At 71.1% G+C, this 17484-nt stretch carries 17 protein-coding genes, 1 tRNA gene and 1 pseudogene; 8 read left to right on the forward strand and 11 right to left on the reverse strand.

What is annotated here, in order from left to right:
- Window positions 1-38: 38 nt before the first annotated feature.
- Both Q7T09_RS03290 and Q7T09_RS03295 read right to left on the reverse strand, forming a co-directional pair.
- The gene (locus Q7T09_RS03290; RefSeq protein ID WP_304697584.1) at window positions 39-428 is read right to left on the reverse strand and encodes a hypothetical protein; all 390 of its coding nucleotides are present in this window, start codon (window positions 426-428) and stop codon (window positions 39-41) included.
- Window positions 429-464: 36 nt separating this feature from the next.
- Window positions 465-1523, reverse strand: coding sequence for a hypothetical protein (locus Q7T09_RS03295; RefSeq protein ID WP_304697586.1), 1059 nt, complete (start codon window positions 1521-1523; stop codon window positions 465-467).
- Window positions 1524-1790: 267 nt separating this feature from the next.
- On the opposite strand from Q7T09_RS03295, the gene Q7T09_RS03300 reads away from it, so the two are divergent.
- From Q7T09_RS03300 to Q7T09_RS03310, 3 genes are read left to right on the forward strand one after another with little or no spacing between them, the layout of a single operon-like run.
- Entirely contained in the window at window positions 1791-3395 is a 1605-nt protein-coding gene (locus Q7T09_RS03300; protein ID WP_304697589.1) for a toll/interleukin-1 receptor domain-containing protein, read from the forward strand.
- Between the two features lies 1 nt (window position 3396).
- Window positions 3397-4014, forward strand: coding sequence for a nucleotide synthetase (locus tag Q7T09_RS03305; RefSeq protein WP_304697591.1), 618 nt, complete (start codon window positions 3397-3399; stop codon window positions 4012-4014).
- Between the two features lie 36 nt (window positions 4015-4050).
- The gene (locus Q7T09_RS03310; RefSeq protein ID WP_304697592.1) at window positions 4051-5592 is read left to right on the forward strand and encodes a tetratricopeptide repeat-containing protein; all 1542 of its coding nucleotides are present in this window, start codon (window positions 4051-4053) and stop codon (window positions 5590-5592) included.
- A gap of 5 nt (window positions 5593-5597) precedes the next feature.
- Here Q7T09_RS03310 and Q7T09_RS03315 read toward each other — a convergent pair whose 3' ends face one another.
- The 5 genes from Q7T09_RS03315 to Q7T09_RS03335 form a co-directional block, all read right to left on the reverse strand.
- Window positions 5598-6260, reverse strand: coding sequence for a Crp/Fnr family transcriptional regulator (locus tag Q7T09_RS03315; protein WP_304697593.1), 663 nt, complete (start codon window positions 6258-6260; stop codon window positions 5598-5600).
- 83 nt (window positions 6261-6343) lie between these two features.
- On the reverse strand, window positions 6344-7186 hold the full coding sequence (locus Q7T09_RS03320; RefSeq protein ID WP_304697595.1) for a class III extradiol dioxygenase family protein: 843 nt from the start codon (window positions 7184-7186) through the stop codon (window positions 6344-6346).
- A gap of 4 nt (window positions 7187-7190) precedes the next feature.
- On the reverse strand, window positions 7191-7529 hold the full coding sequence (locus tag Q7T09_RS03325) for a protocatechuate 4,5-dioxygenase subunit alpha (RefSeq protein WP_304697596.1): 339 nt from the start codon (window positions 7527-7529) through the stop codon (window positions 7191-7193).
- Window positions 7530-7652: 123 nt separating this feature from the next.
- On the reverse strand, window positions 7653-8759 hold the full coding sequence (locus Q7T09_RS03330) for a DJ-1/PfpI family protein (RefSeq protein ID WP_304697597.1): 1107 nt from the start codon (window positions 8757-8759) through the stop codon (window positions 7653-7655).
- A gap of 27 nt (window positions 8760-8786) precedes the next feature.
- The gene (locus Q7T09_RS03335; protein WP_304697598.1) at window positions 8787-8918 is read right to left on the reverse strand and encodes a hypothetical protein; all 132 of its coding nucleotides are present in this window, start codon (window positions 8916-8918) and stop codon (window positions 8787-8789) included.
- 87 nt (window positions 8919-9005) lie between these two features.
- Between Q7T09_RS03335 and Q7T09_RS03340 the strand changes: the two genes are divergently transcribed.
- Window positions 9006-9992 carry a GlxA family transcriptional regulator gene (locus Q7T09_RS03340; RefSeq protein ID WP_304697600.1) on the forward strand — a complete coding sequence of 329 codons (987 nt, stop codon included), beginning with the start codon at window positions 9006-9008 and terminating at the stop codon, window positions 9990-9992.
- Here the strand turns inward: Q7T09_RS03340 and Q7T09_RS03345 are convergent.
- Window positions 9989-10729: a hypothetical protein gene (locus tag Q7T09_RS03345; protein WP_304697601.1), complete on the reverse strand. Its 741-nt coding sequence runs from the start codon at window positions 10727-10729 to the stop codon at window positions 9989-9991. The two genes, Q7T09_RS03340 and Q7T09_RS03345, sit on opposite strands and share 4 nt — an antisense overlap.
- A 201-nt stretch (window positions 10730-10930) precedes the next feature.
- On the opposite strand from Q7T09_RS03345, the gene Q7T09_RS03350 reads away from it, so the two are divergent.
- Complete coding sequence (locus Q7T09_RS03350; protein ID WP_304697604.1) at window positions 10931-12034, forward strand: tetratricopeptide repeat protein; 1104 nt, start codon at window positions 10931-10933, stop codon at window positions 12032-12034.
- A gap of 32 nt (window positions 12035-12066) precedes the next feature.
- Here the strand turns inward: Q7T09_RS03350 and Q7T09_RS03355 are convergent.
- Together Q7T09_RS03355 and Q7T09_RS03360 are read right to left on the reverse strand one after the other, a co-directional pair.
- A tRNA-Asn gene (locus tag Q7T09_RS03355) sits at window positions 12067-12142 on the reverse strand.
- 64 nt (window positions 12143-12206) lie between these two features.
- Window positions 12207-13247: a hypothetical protein gene (locus Q7T09_RS03360; protein ID WP_304697606.1), complete on the reverse strand. Its 1041-nt coding sequence runs from the start codon at window positions 13245-13247 to the stop codon at window positions 12207-12209.
- 260 nt (window positions 13248-13507) lie between these two features.
- Between Q7T09_RS03360 and Q7T09_RS03365 the strand changes: the two genes are divergently transcribed.
- Together Q7T09_RS03365 and Q7T09_RS03370 are read left to right on the forward strand one after the other, a co-directional pair.
- Window positions 13508-14905, forward strand: coding sequence for a Mur ligase family protein (locus Q7T09_RS03365; RefSeq protein WP_304697607.1), 1398 nt, complete (start codon window positions 13508-13510; stop codon window positions 14903-14905).
- Between the two features lie 10 nt (window positions 14906-14915).
- Entirely contained in the window at window positions 14916-15647 is a 732-nt protein-coding gene (locus tag Q7T09_RS03370) for a hypothetical protein (protein WP_304697609.1), read from the forward strand.
- A gap of 9 nt (window positions 15648-15656) precedes the next feature.
- On the opposite strand, the gene Q7T09_RS03375 is transcribed toward Q7T09_RS03370, so the two are convergent.
- Window positions 15657-16997, reverse strand: coding sequence for an acyl-CoA dehydrogenase family protein (locus tag Q7T09_RS03375; RefSeq protein ID WP_304697611.1), 1341 nt, complete (start codon window positions 16995-16997; stop codon window positions 15657-15659).
- Window positions 16998-17113: 116 nt separating this feature from the next.
- Between Q7T09_RS03375 and Q7T09_RS03380 the strand changes: the two are divergent.
- Window positions 17114-17484, forward strand: a pseudogene (locus Q7T09_RS03380) (phosphotransferase family protein); the annotation flags it as partial.

The following is a 17484-nucleotide window of genomic DNA, read 5'->3' on the forward strand; positions in this document are numbered from 1 at the left end:
AAGATCGGCGTCCCCCCGATGGCGACGCCGGGGGGGCTTCAGATGGCCTTGGTCAGCAGGTCGCGGACGTCGGCGAGGGGGGCGGCCCCAGCCGCCGCCGACGGGGCGTGGGTCGCGGCCAGGGCGGCGCGGGCGGCCTGCTTGACGCGGTCGGCCTCGGACTTCGCCTCGGTGGCCTCGCGCCGGGCGGCTGTGACGTTGGCCTGCTGGATCTGGGTTCCCAGCAGCACGCCGCCGGCGGCGACGGCGAAGGCCGTGAAGCCGTTGTAGATCAGCAGGGCGTGCTCCCAGAGCTTGCCCTCGCTGGCGGCGAAATAGCCCATCATGGCGACGGTCAGGCCGACATAGAGCAGCAGCAGGACGCCGGCGGTGAGGAGGGCGTGAAGGGGCGGGCCCGCCGGCGGCGGGGTGAGGGTGGTGTCGGTCATGGCGGGCGCCTTTTCCGGAAAGGGAGTGTGGAGGGGCTAGGTCGGTTGCGCGGTGGTGGCCGTGCAGCCGGCGACGCCGACGCGGCCACGCTGGACGTCGCCCATGCGCGTCTTGGCGGTGCGGCAGATCAGCAGGCCCGCCGCCCGGATGCTTCCGGAACGGGGATCGGTGAGGCGATAGCTGACGACCAGGCCGCCGGTGAGGCTGACTCCCTCCGCGCCGAAGGCGGTCCATAGATTGGTTCGTTTGAGCAGGCTGCCGCCGGCCCGCTCAATGGCGACGCGGAGGACCAGCGGATTCCTGTCGGCTATGGCCGCAAGTTGGGACGCGCGGATGAGCAGGCTCGGCGCGTCCGCGCCGCCCTGGCTGACACGGAGCTGGAATTCGTCGATCCGCGCGATGAGGCTGTCGAGGATGGCGACCTTCGCCTTGATGTCGGCCGTGTCGCCCGAAGCCGCCCATTGGCTTCGGCATTGGAAGGCCGCATTGCGGCGATGACCCAGGCCATCCAGTTCGCTGATGAGCGCGCCCGCAGCCCGCGCTCCCGGGTTGACAGCTTCGGTGGGAATGATGGCCTCGGCGCCGAGGCGGGCGGCGATCGCATTGACGAGCGCGCGGTCGTCGGCCTTGACCTCAAGGGCACGCACCTCGGTGTCGACCTTGAGCGCGCTGACCACGGCGCCCAAGAGGGGCAGGGCCGCGCCGGCCGCCATGAACCTGGGGTCGGCCCGCGCCGGCGCGCGGGGGCAACCGGCGACCTGGGCGTTGTCGGCCGCCGCATTCAGGGCGGCGATCTCGGCGCGAAGGGACGCGCCAAGGCCGAGATTTACGGTTTCAGACGCGGGCAGCACGAGGATCGGGCCAAGACCCTTGGCTGAGTCGGCGATCGTTCTCGCCGCCTCGTTGATCGCCGCGCTGGACAGCATCCAGGCCTCCATTGCGCCGGCGCCTTCCCCCAGGGTTGTGGTCCCGGCTGCGCTCGGCAGTCCGAGAGCGGTGGCCTTGGCCTTCACGACCTCGGTCTGAGCGTTGACGAGGGCAGCTTGGGCTTGGAGGCGCGCGGTGTCAGCCTTCACGCCGGCCTGGGGATCCACGGCGTCCTCCGCCCGAACCGGGACGGCGGTCCATAAAGCCGCGATGAGGGCTGCGCCGCTCACGGAGATTCTTAGAGACATGACGGGTTCCTCTGCGTCGGTCCCCCTCGGGGAGAGGCGGGATCACGCTGAGGTTAGGAGGGCGCCCCGCGCCCCGCCGTGACGGCCGTCACGCTCCGGAGGAGGGTGGCCGAAACACACGATTACGTTGTGAGTTCCCTCAGGCTCTGCCACGGTGGCGGGAGAACATCGTTCGGGGGGGCGGTGATGGGCGACTTGGGCGAAGGGCGGGCGCCTCGGTACCGCGCCTTCATCAGCTACAGCCATGTGGATGGGCGGTTCGGCCGAGGGCTGCACCGGCGCCTCGAACGCTTCGCCCTGCCGCGGCGGCTGGTGGGCCGCGCCACGGCGCGGGGCGCGGTTCCCGGCCGGATCGCTCCGATCTTCCGCGACCGCGAGGAGCTGTCGGCCTCCGGGGACCTGACGGCCGAGGTCCGCGCGGCCCTGGCGCAGTCCGGGTGCCTGATCGTCGTCTGCTCACCCCACGCGGCCGCCTCGCCCTGGGTCGCGCGGGAGGTCGAGCTGTTCCGCAGCCTGCATCCCGATCGGCCCATCCTGGCGGCCCTGGCGGCCGGCGCGCCGCCGGAGGCCTTCCCCGATTGTCTGCGGGTCCCCGGCGCCGACGGCGTGGCGGTAGAGCCCCTGGCCGCCGACTTCCGGCCCGAGGGGGACGGCGCGCGCCTGGCCCTGCTGAAGCTGGTGGCCGGGATCGTCGGGGTGGGGCTCGACGAACTGGTCCAGCGCGACGCCCAGCGGCGGCTGGCGGCCGTGACGGTCGTCACGGGGGTGGCCCTGGCCGCGATGCTAGCGATGGGGGCGTTGACCATCTTCGCGCTGACCTCGCGGGCCGAAGCCCGCAAGCAGCGCACCGAGGCGGAGGCCCTGGTGGAGTTCATGCTGACCGACTTGCGCAGGCCGCTGAAGGAGGTGGGACGCCTGGACATCCTCACCACGGTCAACACCCGCGCGCTCGCCTATTACGGCGACCAGGATCTGGCTCACCTGCCGCCGGAGTCCCTGGAGCGGCGGGCCCGCCTGCTCCACGCCATGGGCGAGGACGACCTGAAGCGCGGCGATCTCGACGCGGCCCTGGGCAAGTTCGCCGAGGCCGCCCGCACCACCGCAGCCCTGCTGGCCGCCGAGCCGGGTGACCCCGACCGCATCTGGGCCCACGCCCAGAGCCAGTACTGGCTGGGCTATGTGGACTATCTCCGGGGCCGGTCGGCGGCGGCGGCCAGGGCCTGGCGGACCTACCGCGCCCTGGCCGGGCAGCTGGTGGCCCAGGCCCCGGAGAACCCGAAGTATCTGCGGGAAGCCGCCTATGCCGAGGGCAACCTCTGCACCCTGGCCCTGAGCCCGCCGCCCGACGCGGCCAGCGCCCTGCGCGCCTGCGGCGAGGGCCTGCGCCTGATGCGGGCCGCCGCCGCCCGCATGACGTCGGGCTGGGAGATCGCCGCCGACCTCGCCAACCGCCACGCCTGGCTGGCCGACGCCTACCGGGCCAACCGGGACGAGGCCGCCGCGCGGGCCGAACGCCTAGCCGAGGGTGCGCTGCTGACGCCGCTCATCGCGGCCGACCCGAAGAACATGTCCCTGCGGGAACGCTGGATCGCCTCCCAGCGGGCCCTGGCCTCCATCGAATATCGCGCGGGCCGGATCCCCCAGGCGCAGGACCGCCTGCGCCAGGCGATCGCCGCCATCGACGCCATGATCGCCCTCGATCCCGCCAACCGGGACTGGGCGCAACAGCGTATTCGGCTCCAGGAGAACCTGGGGCTGGTGTCACGCAAGGACCGAGAAGAGAGGGACTGAAATGATCACCATGAGCATGGGTGAGAACAAGCTCATCAACCACATGATCAAACTGCAGACGAACCCCCCGCCGAACTTCAAGGCCATGGAGGTCGTCTATGCGCGGTATACCCTGGCCGCCATGGGGAAGAAATTGCGCTTCTGGGCGGAACAGTCCGGCGTCTTTCAGGGTGGGACCTTGGACGATCTGCTTGCCCAACGTTGCGGCCCAACGCCCACCGACGTCGTCACCGTCCCCAAGGTCGCAAACGGTGGCGGCGCCGGTGGTCGGCCGATCACCGACCGGGATGTCCTCGTGGACATGCCATGTTTCTTGGTCATGGAACTTTCGCCGGACTGGGATTGGCAGTTTCGGACCCAGGACGTCGGCGTGACATCGAAGGAAGACTACAACGACGACAATTGCGACCTCTGGCACATCAATCCGGATGGGGCCCGCAGTCGGCGCACGCCAAACGGCAACGACTGCCGGCTCGTCGTGTTCAGCGCCGTCCGACGTCAGGCGCAGGAACGCCAGAAGTTCAACCTGCACATCGAGGTGGTTCAGTCGCCGAACGACTCCGTCGAAATCATCATCGATCCCGACGTTCCCAACAATGGCGGCACCTTCGAACCCTGAGTTGATCCGTCTCCTCCCCGTGTTGGATTTCCCCGCTTGAGCGCTTCCTCGCGTCCCACACTGCTCTCCATCGTCGCCCATGCGCGGGCCGGCGCCCTCGATCACGCCTGGCGGATGTTCCGCGAGGCCGGGTTCGAGGGCGTCCGGGACGATGCGGGGGTGCTCGCCGTGCGGGGGCGGTTGCTCAAGGACAGGGCCCTGGCGGCGGACGGGGCGGCCCGAGCAGCCTTCTACGCCGAGGCCGCCCTGGCCTACGCTCAAGCCGGGGCGCTGACTGGCGCCAGCTATCCTCTGATCAACGCCGCCACCCTGGCCCTGCTGGGGGGTGAGCCTGCGGTCGCCCGGACCCGCGCCGTCCAGGTGCTGGAGGTCCTCGACCGCGATCCCGACGAGGCCGAAACTCCCTACTGGCGGCAGGCGACCCGGGCCGAGGCCCTGTTGCTGCTGGGACGGACGGAGGACGCGCGGACGGCGCTCGCCGAGGCCGTGGACCTGGCGCCCGAGGCCTGGGAGGACCATGCCGCGACCCTGCGCCAGTTCGCCCTGAGCCTGGCGGCCCTGGAGGCGGACGCCGGCTGGCTGGACCCCCTGCGGCCGCCCCGCAGCCTGCACTATGCGGGCCTGATGCGCCTGGAAGCGGAGGGGTTGGCCGAGGCGGTGGGCCAGCAGCTGGCGGCGGAGCGGATCGGGGCGGGTTACGGAGCCCTGGCGGCCGGCGCGGACATCCTGGTCGCCGAAGCCCTCGTCGCCCGCGGCGCGCAGCTGCACCTGATCCTGCCGGGTGGCGTGGAGGCCTTCGCCTCGGCCTCGGTCGATCCCGCGGGGGGCGACTGGCGGGCGCGGTTCGACGCCCTGATGGCGGCCGCCGAGAGCGTGTGGGTGGTCGCCCCCGGGGCCGATCCGACCCAGGCCCTGGCGGTGCGGCTGGCGGCGGAGGTGGCCATGGGCTGCGCCGTCCTGCGGGCCCGCGCCCTGGCCACCGAGGCCGTGCAGATCGTCGTGGTCGACGACGACGCCGGAGGAAGCCTGGCCAGTCGTCAGAGCCTGGCCACCTGGACCGCCGCCGGCCGTCGCCGGCAAATCATCGCCGCGCGTCGTCTCGGCGGCGCGGCGCCCGCCTGGCCAGCCGCCGGGACCCTGCGCCTGGCGGCCCTGCTGTCCGTCGATCTCGGCGACACCGAGGAGGCGGCGCTGATCGGCGAGGTGCTGCCGGCTCTGGCGGCCGCGGCCCATCCCCTGGCGCCGCCGCGCTGGGAAGGGCGGCGCCTGGCCATGGTCTTCGCAGATCCCGCCCAAGCCGCCGCCACGGCCCTGGCTGTCCGGGCCGTGGCGCCGCAGGCGCGCGGCGCGGGCCACTACGGGCTGTTGCGGGCGGCGCCCGATCCGTTCGGCGGCGCGGAACTGCTGCTGGGGGAGGCCGCCGATCTTCCGGCGCAGATCCTGGCCGCCACGCCCGTGGGCGCGATCCAGGTCAGCGACGACTTCGCCGCGGCCCTCCATGCCCTGCGGCCGTCGCGCACCGAGTATGTCGGCGACCTGGACGGCGGCGAGATCCGGCTGCACGCTCTGAAGGCCTGACCCCCTCAGACGATGAGCTCTTCCAGGCGGTGCGGGGCGACGATCACCAGGGCCTCGCCGTCGCGGCGGATCACGCCCCGCCGCTCCAGGGCGCCCACCGCCCGCGAGGCGGTCTCCCGCGTGGTCTGGACGCGGACCGCCAGGGCGGCCAGCACCGGCGCCGGCCTCAGGGTCCTGCCGTCCCCCAGCCGGGCGAGCCGCAGCAGTTCGGCATAGACGCGGCCCTGGGCCGAGAGGGTGGCGCGCTGCAGGATGGCGCCGGTGGCCTGGCGAAGCTGTTTGAGCAGCAGGCGCGACACCGCCAGGCCGACGGCGCCATGGGTCTCGATGAGCTGGACGAAGTCGAAGGTCATGAAGGCCGCGGCGCGGGCCGCCTCCACCGCGACGATGTCGGCGTCCTCGGGGGCCGGCCGCACCTCGGCGATGGAGCCGAAGATGTCGCCCGGCTCGAACTCGCGGAGCAGGACCACCTGTCCGTCCCGGCCATAGAGCAGGGCGTGGGCCCGACCGAGCATCAGCAGGAAGGTTTCCCGGCCGGGGTCGCCCTGATGGACGATGGGAGCCTGGGCCGCATAGGCGCGATCGTGGGCCCGGCGGGCAACGGCCGCGGCGACCTCCGGCGAGCAGGCGAAGGCCCGCTGGAAAAAGCTCGGCAGATCCGCCGCCATGCCCTCCAAGTCCGTCCCCTCCACCCTGGCGGCATGTTGCGGCGCCGGCGTGGGAGGGTCCAGACCCAAACACCCTGGCCTGGCTAGGCGACGGGCGTGTTCTCCAACACCAGCAGGGCCGCGGCCGTGTTGGAGATGGGGATGTGGTAGTGCTGGTGGACCCGCGACACCTGGCCGGTCATGGCCCCGCGCATGGCGATCCACATCAGCAGCTCGACTCCCTGGGAGCCCGCCTGCTCGACGAGGTCCAGGCTGGAGAGCGCCGTCAGGGGCGAGGGATCGGTGGCCAGGGCCTCGAGGCACATCTGGTCGAAGTCGCGGTTGATGAAGCCGGCCCGCTCCCCCTCCAGCTGGTGCGACAGGCCGCCGGTGGCGATCACCACCACCTTCAGGTCCTTGTCATAGGTCTCGATGGCCCGGCCGATGGCCTGGCCCAGCCTGAAGCAGCGACGGGGCGAGGGCAGGGGGTGCTGGACGGTGTTGATGGCGACGGGGACGGCCGGCGGCGGGGCGCCCTGCGGCCAGAACAGCTCCATGGGGATGCAGAAGGCGTGGTCCACCAGCATCTCCTGGCAGGTGGTCAGGTCGAACTCCTGCGCCACCAGATGCTCGATGATGTGCCAGGACAGGTCGCGGTCGCCGGCGAAGGGCGCCAGCACCGGCAGGCCCCAGCCCTCGTCGGCGTTGCAGTACTCCGGCGCGGCCCCGACGGCGAAGGTGGGCAGCTTGTCGAGGAAGAAGTTCAGGCCGTGGTCGTTGTAGAGCACGACGGCGAGGTCGGGCTTGACCCTGTCCAGCCAGGCGCGGGCGGCGGGGAAGCCGTCGAAGAAGGGCTTCCAGTAGGGCTCGCCCTCGCGGTGGTTGGCGATGGCGTTACCGATGGCGGGCACGTGGGAGACGGCCAGGCCGCCGACGATGGTGGCCATGGTCTCAGGCCCCCGCGGCGAGCAGCTTGGCCTTGAAGGCCTCGACGGTGACCCCCGTCTGCTGGGCCCCCAGGTCCTGGACGTTGAGGCCCAGTATGCCGGCCAGCTTGGCCAGGTAGTAGATGTTGCCGCCCTCCGCCAGCAGGGCCAGGACGTCGCGGTCGGCCACCGCGCGGCGCTGGGCGTCGGTCAGGCCGAAGCGCCGCTCGTAGGCCTCCTCGTCGGCCAGGAAGGCCTCCCGGTTGGCCGCCTCGTTGAACGAGAAGCACATCTTGTTCAGGCCATAACCCCGCTGGGCCATCGCCCCGTCGAACACGCCCAGCGCCTCGGCCCGCGTCGTCATGATCCGGCTCCTCGAACTCGAAGGGCAGGCGACCATCGGGGCCGGCGGGCGCCCTTGATCTGGGTCAATCCGAGACTGTAATTCCCGCTGACGGTTTGTGGCGCGAACAAACAGGCGCCGGGCCTATCGCGGCGGGTCATACTCCAGGCCCAGCCTGGCCAGACGCGCGGCCTGCGGGCCGTAGCGGCGGCCCATGGCGGCCAGGTTTCCGTCGATCTGAGCGGCGGCCGGTCCGCTCTGGACGGGCAGGACGTAGCGGCCCGGGCGCGGCGCGGCGTCGGGCAGGATGGTCAGGCCGCGCCGGGAGCGCACCGCCGCCAGGCCCGGACGGGTTGTGACCACGCGGGTGCGGTAGCTGCGCGACCAGGTGTCCGCGCGCAGGGCCAGCGTCACCTCGTCGACGCCGTCGGTGACGGGCGTCTCCACCGTCTCATGGCGCCAGAAGGCGGCCAGTGCGGCGATCCCGTGGCGGTAGTCGGCGCCGGTCACCTGGAAGTCGGCGGTGCGGTGGGCGGGGCCCCATTCGCGAACCCCGATGCGGTCGGCCGTGGCCTGGGCCGCCGGGCGGCCGCCGATGGCCTCCACCAGGGCCAGGCTGGCGGGGATCGAGGCCGAGACCCCGGTGGTGGAGATGACGGCGCCGTCCTGCACATAGCGGCGGTCGCGCACCCAGGTGGTGTCGGGATAGGCCTTGGTCAGGCCCTTCAGGGCCGACCAGTGGGTGGTGGCGCGCCTGTCCTTCAGCAGGCCGGCATTGGCCAGGACCCGGGCCCCCTCGCAGATGGAGACCACGGTGGCGCCCTTGGCCGCCTGGGCCCGCAGCCAGGCCGTCAGCTCGGGGCTCTTGGGCTTCACCTGGGCGGGCACGATGATGATGTCGGCCCCGGCGGGCTCGGCGGCGTCGAACTGGGCGAGGGTCTGGTCGGCCAGGACCTTCAGGCTGGGCCTCAGCCGGACTGCGCCAGGTCCCGTGGAGACGCTGCGGACCTCGGCGACGCCGGACTCCTTCAGCACGCCATAGGGAATGGCGAAGTCGGTGGTCTCGGCCCCGGCGTTGTCGGCCAGGACCACCACCAGCGGCCTGACCCGACCGGCCTTGGGGGCGGGAAGGGTCAGGCCGTCGGCCCGGACAAGCGCCACGCTCGGCCCCGTCGCGGCCCAGGGGGCGACCGGTTGCAGGAAGGCGAGGGTCGCCGCGGCAGCTGCGGCGGCGAGGACGAGGGTGCGCATGTCAGGTCTCCGGGGAGGAAGCGGGCGTCAGTCTCGCGAGGCGGCCGGGGCGCTCGCCTGGCTCGGGGCGTTGCAGGCGCAGCTTTCGCCGCACTGGCAGGCGGGGCCGCAGGCGCAGGGTTGGCAGCTGCAGTTGTCGTTGGTGCAGGGGTCGGACATGGGAAGTCTCCGTTTGGGGTTTCAACGAGGATCACCCTAGGCGTCGAAAGTTCTGGCGGAAATGTCATTAGTATCGCAAATTGCGCCATGACCTTCGCCCAGATCCACCCCCGCAAGATCGCCCTCATCGGCTATGACGGCGCCCAGTCCCTCGACCTGGTCGGCCCCCTGGAGGTGTTCTCCATGGCCAACCGGTTCACCGGGCCCCCCGCCTATCAGGTGATCCTGGCGTCGCTTTCCGGCGGCGAGATCGTCTGCAATTCCGGCCTGCGGCTGGCCGGCGCCGTGCGGGTCGCCGACCTGCCCGGCGACCTGGACACGGTGCTGCTGGCCGGGGGCGACGAGCAGGGCCTGCTGTCCATGCGCGGCAGCGGCATCGTCGAGTGGCTGCAGGCGCGCCGGGAGGTGGTGCGGCGTATCGGCAGCGTCTGTTCGGGCGCCTTCATCCTGGCCGCGGCGGGGCTGCTGGACGGCCGTCGCGCCACCACCCACTGGGACGCCTGCGAGAATCTGGCCGCCTTCCGCCCCGCCGTGCGGCTGGAGCCCGACGCCATCTTCGTGGCCGACCCGCCCTTCTACACCTCGGCCGGGGTGACGGCGGGGATCGACCTTTGCCTGTCCTTCGTGGAGGCGGACCTGGGGGCGGAGGTGGCCCTGGCGGTGGCGCGCAACCTGGTGCTGTTCATGCGCCGGCCGGGCGGCCAGACCCAGTTCAGCGCGGGCCTTGGCGTCCAGGCCGCCGCCACGCCCCGCCTGCGCAAGCTGGTGGCCGAGATCACCGCCGACCCCACCGGCGACCTCAGCCTGCCCGAGCTGGCCCGGCGCGGCGGCATGACCGAGCGCACCTTCTCCCGCGTCTTCCAGAAGGAGATGGGGACGACTCCGGCCGCCTTCGTGGAGCTGGCGCGGGTGGACCGGGCCAAGGCCCTGCTGGAGACTTCCGACTGGCCCCTGGCGCGGGTGGGGGAGCGGGCCGGCTTCGGCAGCCTGGACGGCTTGCACCGCGCCTTCCAGAAGCGGGTGGGAATCACGCCCGGCGAATACCGCCAGCGGTTCGGGCGGGTGGCGGCCTAACCCCTGCGGCGCAGGAGGATCACGGCCTCGATCGCCAGCAGGATGGCCGCGCCCGCGGCCAGCCAGGCCGCGTTCGGCTTGCCGGCCTGCTCGGCCACATAGACCGCCGCCAGGCCCCAGACGATGGGCGCCAGATAGACCGGCGAGGCCAGCCGCCAGCCGACCGCGCCGCCCGTCAGCAGAACCGCGGCGATCCCCAGCACCGCCCAGGTCAGGTCGGGCCCGATCACCCCCTGGGCCGTGAGCACGGTGAGGATGTTGATGGCCGAGGCGATGGTCAGCCAGCCCGCCAGCAGGGACAACGGCCAGACGATCAGCAGGCGGTCGCGGAAGGCGGGCAGGGGCGCCTGCGCCCGGGCGCGCGTCAGGCCCGCGATCAGGGTCGCCGCCGAGATGACGATGATCGCGACGCTGAGCCATTGGGCGTTGAAGGCCGAGGCCAGGATCCAGGCGCCGCAGCCGAGCGTCGCCACCACCGAGGGCCAGGCCAGGGCCCGCAGGGTGGGGGTCTCGGGCGCGAGCGTGAGCTGATAGAGGGCGTAGGCGGTCAGGCCCAGATAGATCAGGCCCCAGATGGAGAAGGCGTAGCCCGCGGCCCTCAGGGTCTGGTTTCCCTGTCCGGCGAACTCGGCGGCCGAGAGCCCGATGTTCTGGGTGGCCTGGATCGCGGGAATGGCGATGGCCGCCGCCACGGCCAGCAGGACGACGAGGCTTCGTCCGAGGGGGCGTCCGGTCATGTCATGGCTCCGCTTGAACCCTAATATTTTGAATTTGGACCCTTCTTGCCATTTCAGATGAGTCCATCTGAAACGGTCAGGGTCTAGGAGCGCGCGACGGCGGTTCGAGTTCCGTCGCGCGGCCAATGCCCACCTTAGTCTTGGGCCGGTCGGTGCGATGTGGTTTTCTCGCCGTCCACTTTTCGTGGGCCAAGGGACCTGATGCTTCCACCGATTTTGATCGATCCGGCGACCGGCCGCCTGCTGGCCCAGGCCGTCGCTGACCTGGAGGCCGGCCGCCTAGTCCAGGCCGAGCAGGGGCTGCGCCGGGTGATCCTGGCCGCGCCCAAGCTGGCCGACGCCCGCCATCATCTGGGCCAGCTGCTCTATCAGACCGGGCGCTACGCCCAGGCCGAGGCCGAGCTGCGCCGCGCCCTGGCCATCGCCCCGACCCCGGAGACCCGGCTGGGCCTTGGCCTGGCGGTGATGGCCCAGGGCCGCTACCCGGAGGGCTGGAGGCTCTATGGGGCCCGTCATGAGATTCCGGCCATGCGGCTGCCCAGGCCGAGGGACTTTCCCTATCCCGAATGGCGGGGCGAGGACCTGGCCGGCAAGCACATCGTGATCTTCCCCGAGCAGGGCTTCGGCGACCAGATCCAGTTCGCCCGCTTCACGCCCCAGCTCCGGGCCCTGGGCGCCGACGTCACCCTGCTGTGCCGGCCGACCCTGGAGCGGCTGTTCGCCCATAGCTTCCCCGGCGCCCGGGTCCTGCCCGCGGCCGGGGCGGTGGAGTTCCCCGACCCCGACTATTGGGTCATGGCGGGCGGCCTTCCGGCGCCGCTCGGGACCACCCTGGAGACCCTGCCGGCGCAGCCCTATCTCGCCACGCCCGCCACCTGGCCGGCCCTGCCGCCGGGCCTGAAGATCGGCCTGGCCACCCGGGGCAGCCCCACCAACGGCAATGACCGCCACCGCTCGCTCACCGCCGACCAGGCCGCCCAGCTCACCGCCGTCCTGCCGGGCCAGGTGATCGACCTGGATCCCGCGGTGAGCGGGGCCAGGGACTTCGCCGACACCGCGGCCCTGATCGCCCAGCTCGACCTGGTGGTGACGGTGGACAGCTCCATGGCCCATCTGGCCGGGGCCATGGGCAAGGCCTGCTGGGTGCTGGTGTCGGTCCTGGGGGTCGACTGGCGCTGGCTGGACCGGGCGAGCGACAGCCCCTGGTATCCGAGCGTGCGCCTCTATCGCCAGGGGGCCGACCACGCCTGGGGGCCCGTGATCGCGGCGATCGGCGCGGACTTGGCGCGGGGCGAAATAGGCTGATGGCTGGGGCCGCGCGACGGCGGCGGTTCCAATGGCTCCCGGAGCAGGACTCGAACCTGCGACAAGTCGGTTAACAGCCGACTGCTCTACCAGCTGAGCTATCCGGGATCACCGTTGGAGGCGGGCGTATACGATGGCCCGCGCGCCGGTGCAAGCGGCTCTGAGACCTCTTTCAGTAGCCCGCGACCTTGCCGTTCGGCTGGCCGTCGACGATCTGGTCCAGGTACTCGCTGAGGCCGTAGCCCACGAGCTCGCCGCAACGGTAGCGGGTCATGCCCTCGGTGATGCGGGTCTGCAGCTCCTGGCCGTCCGGCGTGGTGCGGCGGTTGCGCAGGGGGATCAGGGACATGACCTCGCCAGTGACCTCATAGGCCTTGCCGCCGTGGGTCTTCACCTTGGCGCGCAGGGCGGTCTGGTAGCCGTTCTCGTCCCAGTCTGAGTCGATCACGCATTCCTCGATCAGGTCATAGGCGCCGTCGGCGAACACCATGCCGCCCTGGCGCGCGCCGCCCTTTCCGTCGCCGATCACCGACAGCATCATTCCGAAGTCGCGGCCGAAATTCATCGGGCACCAGCGGTACCAGTCGATGGCCTGCCAGTGGCGCGGGCCCCAGGACTTGTCGCGCAGGCCAAAGCCCTCGATCTCGAATCGCTCGTCGCCGACGGTGAAGACGCCCTTGGCCGCGCAGTGCTGCTCGTAGTGGGCCTTGGCGAAGGACTTCTCCGGATCGATCTCGATCGGGGTCCCGTCCTCGCGCACGGTCTCGCCGCCGTACATGGGCGAGACGCCCTCGTAGTCGAGGGTGACGGTGCAGGGCAGGGACGGATTGTCGCGGAAGGCCTTCTTGGGGTCCGCCATCTCGTGGGGACGCTCCAGAATCAGCGCCTTGCCCGAATAGGTCACCCTCAGATGCTTGAAGGGTTCGACCACCTCGACCTTGAGTCCCCCGGCGTTCATCTCCGAATTGTCGGTGATCGTGGGCCGGGCGAACATGAAGGCCACCCGCCCGCCGGGCAGGTAGAGGCAGATGGTCATCTCGGCGTAGTGCTCGTTGGCGCGGTTGCCGATGCGGAACCAGCCGCCGGTCTGCTTGCCCGGATCGAAGACGTTGAAGTACATGCTTTCGTTGTAGTTTTTGACATCACCCGGATCGTGGGTGAACTCGTCCTGGGGATCGAGGCGGGTCTTGAAACCGGTCGGGGCCTTGGCCATGGCATGTCCTCCATCCGCGACTTCGCGCGGTCTGGAGGGCAGTTTGCGCCCCTTGACGCGGGGGCCGCCAAGGCCGGGACAAAAAAAGAGCCCGGCCGAAGCCGGGCTGTGAAGTGGTGATGGTGGGGTGTCTTCAAGGAAGACCGCCACAGAGTCGGCGCTTATGGTTAATCAGGTCTTAATCGCCGGTTCCGAGGGACGCCCTCGACGGAGGGGCGGGGGCTCGGCTAACTCAGGGCCGGTCCTCAGGCGGAATCGCGATGCACATACACTTCACGGGCGTAGCCGGGGCGGGGATGAGCGCGGTGGCGCTGATGATGCGCGACGCCGGCCATCAGGTCTCCGGCTCGGACGAGGACGTCTTCCCGCCGATGTCCACCTATGTGGCGGGCTTGGGCTTTCCGGTGACCTACCGCTTCGACGCCGCTAACCTGCCCGACCATCTCGACGTCCTGGTGCTGGGGACCAGCGCCAAGCTGGGGGGGCAGGACAATGTCGAGGTGGCCGCGGCCCGGGCCCGCGGCGTGCGCATCACCACCTTCGCCGAGCTGGTGGGCGAGGCCACCAAGGGCCGCGAGAACATCGTCGTCGCCGGCTCCTTCGGCAAGTCCACCTGCACCGCCCTGATGGCCCACATCCTGCGCAGCGCCGACTATGACGCCGGCTGGATGATCGGGGCGATCTCGCCCTCCCTGCCGGTCACCGGCCACTGGGGCAGTCGCCACGAGATGCTGCTGGAGGGGGACGAGTACATCGTCGGCAACGGCGACACCCGCTCGAAATTCGCCCTCTACCACCCCCGGCGCCTGCTGCTGACCTCGCTGATCCACGACCACGTCAATGTCTTCCCGACCTTCCACGACTACGAGGCGCCGTTCATCGAGCTGATGCACGCCCTGCCGCGGGGCGGGCTGATGGTGGCGCGCGAGCACTCGGCCATCCGCAAGATCGCCGCCGAGACCCATGCCCACACCGTCTGGTACGACACCGCCCCCTGCGACGGCTGGTTCAGCGAGGACGTGGCCTATGGCGACACCACCACCTTCAAGCTGGCGCGGCCGGACGGGGAGCGTATCGGTCTCACCACCACCCTGCTGGGGGCCCACAACATCGAGAACATCGTCGGCGTCTGCGCCTTCCTGCTGGAGCGCGATCTGGTGAGCCAGGAGAAGCTGGCCCGGGGCGTAGCGAGCTTCGAGGGCATCCGCCGCCGGCTGGACCGGCTGACCAAGACCTCCAGGGTCCCGCTGATCGAGGGCTTCGGCTCCTCCTACGAGAAGGCCCGCTCGGCTATCGACGCCCTGCAGCTGCACTATCCGACCCGACCGCTGATCGTGGTCTTCGAGCCGCACACTTTCTCCTGGCGCAGCAAGGACGCGCTCTCCTGGTACGACACCGTGTTCGAGGGCGCCGCCCGCGTGCTGATCATCCCGCCGCCGGGCCACGGGGCGGAGAGCCACCACCAGTCCACCCACGCCGAGATCCTGGAGCGCGTCTATGCCGCCGGGATCAGCGTCGAGGGGCCCACGAGCGCGCAGGCGGTGACGGAGTCCCTGTCGCATCTGAAGGGCGACGAGATCGTCCTGCTGCTGTCCTCCGGGCCCCTGCTGGGCCTGCCCGACAGCCTGCCGCCGGTCATGGACCGGCTCTACGGATAGGGAGGGGCCCGTGCGCCTTGCGAACATCGCTCTGGCCGCGAGCCTTGGCCTGCTGGCGGCGGCCTGCCAGAAGCCGGCGCCCGCCCCGCCGGCCGCCCCGGCCCAGACCGAGGCCGAGCGCAACGCCGCCCGCGAGACCCTGATGGCCCACGAGGGCGAGTGGGACTGCGCCGCCCCGGCCCCCTTCGACAGGGCCACCCGCCGTCTGCTGGTGGAGGACGCCGAGGCCCGGGTGGTCTCCCCCGCCGGCTTCCCGGGGCCGGTGGTGCTGGGCGGCGCCACCGGTGTCACGGTGTTCCGCAAGGCCGGCGCCGGCTGGGCCGGCTACATGGTCGACCCGATTTCGCAGGTGCAGGCGGTCCGTTACGGGCCGCAGGGGCTCTATGTGGTCACCAAGGTCACCCGCGAGGGCGGCGGGCCCCTGGGCCTGGCCCTGCTGCCCACCGGCGGCGGCGCCCTGGTCTGCGCGGGCCTGGCCACGCCGGAGGGCCTGGATGTCCCCGCCGAGCATCCGGAGTTCGTCAGCCTGTCCATGGACCCCGACGGCAAGGGCGCCCTGATCGCCAAGGGCGAGCGGGCGGCGGCCTCAACCCTCTGGTTCCGCTACGAGACCCGGGACGGCGGCGCGACCTGGTCGGCGGCCCAGACGGTGACCAAGCCCACCGCGGCTGCCCCCGACCTGCCGGCGCCGGACCAGCGCAAGGTTCCCCCCGCCCTGGCCCGCGAGATCGCCGGAGCCTAACCGCTCGGGCTAGTGCCGGGCGGGGATTGGCTGGACGTACTCGTCCTTGGCCGCCCCCTCGAGCTCCGCGAAGGCCTTCTTCTTCGGCCCCATGAAGCCGAACAGGAAGGCGGCGACCTTGCGCATCTGGATCTCCTCGGCGCCCTCGGTGATCCGGTAGCGGCGGTGGTGACGGTAGATGTGCTCGAAGGGCTTGTGCCGGGAATAGCCGATGCCGCCGTGCACCTGCATGGCGCGGTCGGCGGCCTCGCAGACCAGGCGGTTGGCCCAGTAGTTACACATCGAGACCTTGTCGGAGATCTGCCGCTCGATCTCCTTGTGCTCCATGTGGTCCATGTCCCAGGCGGTCTTGCGGATCAGCCAGCGCAGCATCTCGCACTGGGTGGCCAGCTCCACCAGCGGCCACTGGATGGCCTGGTTGTCGGCGAGCGGCTTGCCGAAGGGCTTGCGGGCCCGGGCGTACTTGACGCTCTCCTCGATGCAGTAGACCGCCGCCCCAAGGGACGAGGCCGCCTGGCGGATGCGGTTCTGGTGCACGAAGCTCTGGCCCAGCCCCAGGCCGCGGTCCACCTGGCCCCAGTAGCTGTCCTCCGGGATCCAGACGTCGGTGAAGCTGACGCGGGGGTGGTCGGTGGGCATGTTGAAGGTCCAGAGGTACTCCTCGATCTTCACGCCTGGGGTCGTCGCCGGCACGATGAAGCAGGTGATGCCGGTGGCGTCGCCGTCCTTGCCGCTGGTGCGGGCGAAGACCATGACGTGGGTCGCCACGTGCATGCCGGTCGTCCACATCTTTTCGCCCTGGATCAGCCAGCCGGGCTTGCCGTCCTTGTCCTGGCGGACCGCGGTGGTGTCCATCCAGGTGGCGTCGGAGCCGTGCTCCGGCTCGGTGAGGCCGAAGGCGGTGCGCATCTGGCCGCTCAGCAGCTTCTCGCCGTCGCGGTCGTACTGGGCGTTGGAGGCGAACTCCTTGAACATCAGGATGAAGGGGTTGTTGCCGACGATGGAGTGCTCGTTCTGCAGGTCGTTGTGCAGGCCAAGCCCCCGGGCGGCCAGGTGCTCGCGGATCACCGCCATGTCGAGGTTGGAACCGCCCTTGCCCCCCAGCTCCTTGGGCCAAGCGTAGCGCAGGTGCCCGGCCTCGTCGGCCAGCTTGCGGGCCTGGCCCAGCAGTTCCTCCCACTCCTTCTTGGGCAGGCCGCCGGCGTCCCAGTCGGTGCGCTCGTATTCGCGCCGGTGGTCGAAGTAGCGGATGTTGTCGTCCTTCTGCTCCAGCGGCTTGATCTTGGCCTCGATGAAGGCGTCCAGCTCGGCCAGATAGGCGACCAGTTCGGGGGGGAGGTTGAAGTCCATGGCGTTTCCCTTCGGCCTATTATGGAAGCTCGCGGCCGTTCATTTTGACGATTTACAAGCCGGCGCTCAGGGCCGCAGAACGTCAAGTACAAGTCAGCTTGAGGTGCCGTTGCGTCATGGAAGTCGATATCGCACAAGCGCTTGCGCAACTCGCGCCGACCCTCGGAGGGACCGACGTCGAGGCCGCCCAACGCCTGTCGGGCGGCGCGAGCATGGAGACCTGGGCCTTCACCCTGACGGGCCCCGAGGGCCCGCGGGAGATGATCCTGCGCCGCCGCTCCGGGCCCTTCGACGAGGAGACCGCGCGGTCCACCTCGCTGGCCACGGAAGCCGCCCTGATCTCCGCCGCCGCCAAGGTTGGCGCCCCGGTCGCGCCGCTGATCCGGCTCTGCGAACCGCAGGACGGGCTGGGGGAGGCCCACATCACCGCCCGCATCGGCGGCGAGGCCCTGGGCCGCAAGATCGTCGCCGATCCGCGCTTTGAGGC

It is taken from the genome of Phenylobacterium sp., from assembly GCF_030645195.1.
Lineage (GTDB): Bacteria > Pseudomonadota > Alphaproteobacteria > Caulobacterales > Caulobacteraceae > Phenylobacterium.